Annotated in this window: 3 protein-coding genes; 2 read left to right on the forward strand and 1 reads right to left on the reverse strand. The window is 59.1% G+C overall.

The genetic code is table 11. The features are described 5' to 3' along the window. Together OXG98_04465 and OXG98_04470 are read left to right on the forward strand one after the other, a co-directional pair. The coding region (locus tag OXG98_04465) for a VOC family protein (GenBank protein MCY3771258.1) at positions 1 to 257 on the forward strand (257 nt) is incomplete at its 5' end. A 70-nt stretch (positions 258 to 327) separates the two neighbouring features. Continuing rightward, positions 328 to 726 (forward strand): dimethylsulfonioproprionate lyase family protein, encoded by a 399-nt coding sequence (locus OXG98_04470; protein ID MCY3771259.1) that lies wholly within the window; start codon positions 328 to 330, stop codon positions 724 to 726. Positions 727 to 812: 86 nt separating this feature from the next. On the opposite strand, the gene OXG98_04475 is transcribed toward OXG98_04470, so the two are convergent. Continuing rightward, positions 813 to 2,127, reverse strand: a 1,315-nt coding sequence (locus OXG98_04475; GenBank protein ID MCY3771260.1) for a hypothetical protein, incomplete at its 5' end; no start/stop codon positions are given.

Here is a 2,127-nt window from a genome sequence, read left to right on the forward strand (position 1 = left end):
AAAACAAGCAGGTCGGCCTGCACCACGTCGCCCTCCAGGTCGAGAACTTCGACGAGCTAAAAGAGAGCTATCAGACGCTCAAGGCCCACGACGTGAAGATCACCGCCACGATCGATCACGGTATTACCAAGAGCATTTACTTCCTCGACCCGGAAGGCAATCAGTTCGAGCTGTACTATAATGTTGGCGAAGATGGTCTGGAGCGCATGCGGCGCGGAGAGGCCAACGCCCTCGACCCATTGGATCTCGAAGCGTAAGGGCGAAAACAAGCGTAGACCTTTCCTGGCATGCCTCATTCAGGTCATGACAACGTTGAATTGACCAAATATGCCTGTACGGAAACCTGTTATTCACCATCGAGGCGACCTGGACTGGGAAGGCTGGACGGACCCGGACCTTGCCGCGAAGAGTCCATGCCGCTGGAAGCTTCTCGTCACAGGCGAACGCGATGCAAGTAGCGGACTCGTCACCGGTATAGCGGAACTGCCGCCCGGCGTGTCGCTTCCCCTCCATCACCACGAACCCGAGGAAACCTATTATGTCGTCAGCGGCTCCGGTCACGTGGCGATTGACGATTCCGAGGCATCCCTCGGCCCAGGCTCAGCAGTCTATATCCCGTCTAACGCCAAGCATACCGTCCGCTGCACCGGTACCGAGCCGCTGGTTTTCGTGTTCTGCCTCGCCTGCGACCGGTTCGACCAAAACATGTATCATTCCGATGCGTAACAGCCGGTGAGCGGGCAGCATGTCGCGCGCACAAATCGCGCCGGAGGGGAGCACTCCAGGTCGGGGGACTATCCGGGGAGGAGGGGCTAAATAACCGCCTCTAATTGGATGATGACGTTGTCGCGATCGCGCAGAAACCCGATGCCGTTATACTGACCATCCAGATAATTATACTGCACGGTAAAGCGAAACGGATCGCGGATAAGAGTGATTTCGGGTTGGACCAGCCAGGACCCTTGCCAGTCGTACAAAAAGATCAGCTTTGGCTCGACCCTGCCAGAGAAATAGGCGGTAGAGATCAACAGGGTTTGAATCAGTTGGTGCTGGTCGATGTTGACAAAGCTCTGATTGTCCCGATTGGGCTCGTAAATCGGCGCGGCAAAATGCCCGAAGCCGTACGAGCCCGACACCGCCGAGACCGGCGTGTCGTTGAAGTCCAGGATGTGCCGACCAAAGATCTGGCTGCTGATGAGAAAGGATTCGTTCGGGTTCAGCAGGCTGATATAGCGCGTCATATCTATCCCGAGAGACCAGCGCACCACATCGGATCGGGTGATCTTATTCCGGTAGCGCATCAAAGGGCGGCCCGTGTCCGGGTCGGTGTCGACCTGTTGGTAGCCGGGCGTGATCCCGCCCGTTAAGGCCGGACCCAGAAGCTGGTCCGAGGCGGAATTGTGAAAAAACGGCTCGGAGTGAAAATAGGCGAACTCGCTGCGGAGAATGGACGAGATGCGGGGCACCCCGAAAGTGAGCGAGCCGCCGCTGATCTGTATTTTCGGATACAGCGCCTCGGCCCGGAAGTGGTCGGTCAAAAAGCGGCCGGTGTCGCCGGCCTGTACCGCGGCCTCAAAAGCGCCCAGACTGACGGGTCGGTTGGTCGGCGTGACGATGCGCAGCACGGGCGTGTCCAGATAGGTGGCGTAGTGGGCCAGGCTAAACATGACCTCGCCCCACACGCCCACAATGCGCCCACCCCCGCGCGCGTCCGCGAAATTCTTTGAGGGCTTTTTGATCAGACCGGTGACCCCCGGCGGGTTAGGTGTGGACCAGGGGGAGCCGGTCGGCACGGGCGCGGCAATTTTATCGTCAAAGACCAGAAAGCCTTCAAGGTTGAGCTCAGACAGCGGCCCCACGCCGCCAAACCCATACACGACCCGGGCCATATCGAGCGGCACCCGTCGCTCATCGATCGAGACCAGGAAGCCGCCAAAGCCGGCGTCGAGCGGATTGATCTGATCCAGGAGACGAAACACATCGGTCTCGCCCCACGACAGGTTCTGGCGTCCGATTCGCATGAAGAACGGCCCATAGGCATAGTTCACATAGGCCTCAAACAAGCGATGCCGATGCCGCTGAGCTTGGCGCAGGTGTAGCGAGCCGCCTCCGGATGGTCTTCCTTCC

It is taken from the genome of Gemmatimonadota bacterium, assembly GCA_026706345.1.
Lineage (GTDB): Bacteria > JAAXHH01 > JAAXHH01 > JAAXHH01 > JAAXHH01 > JAAXHH01.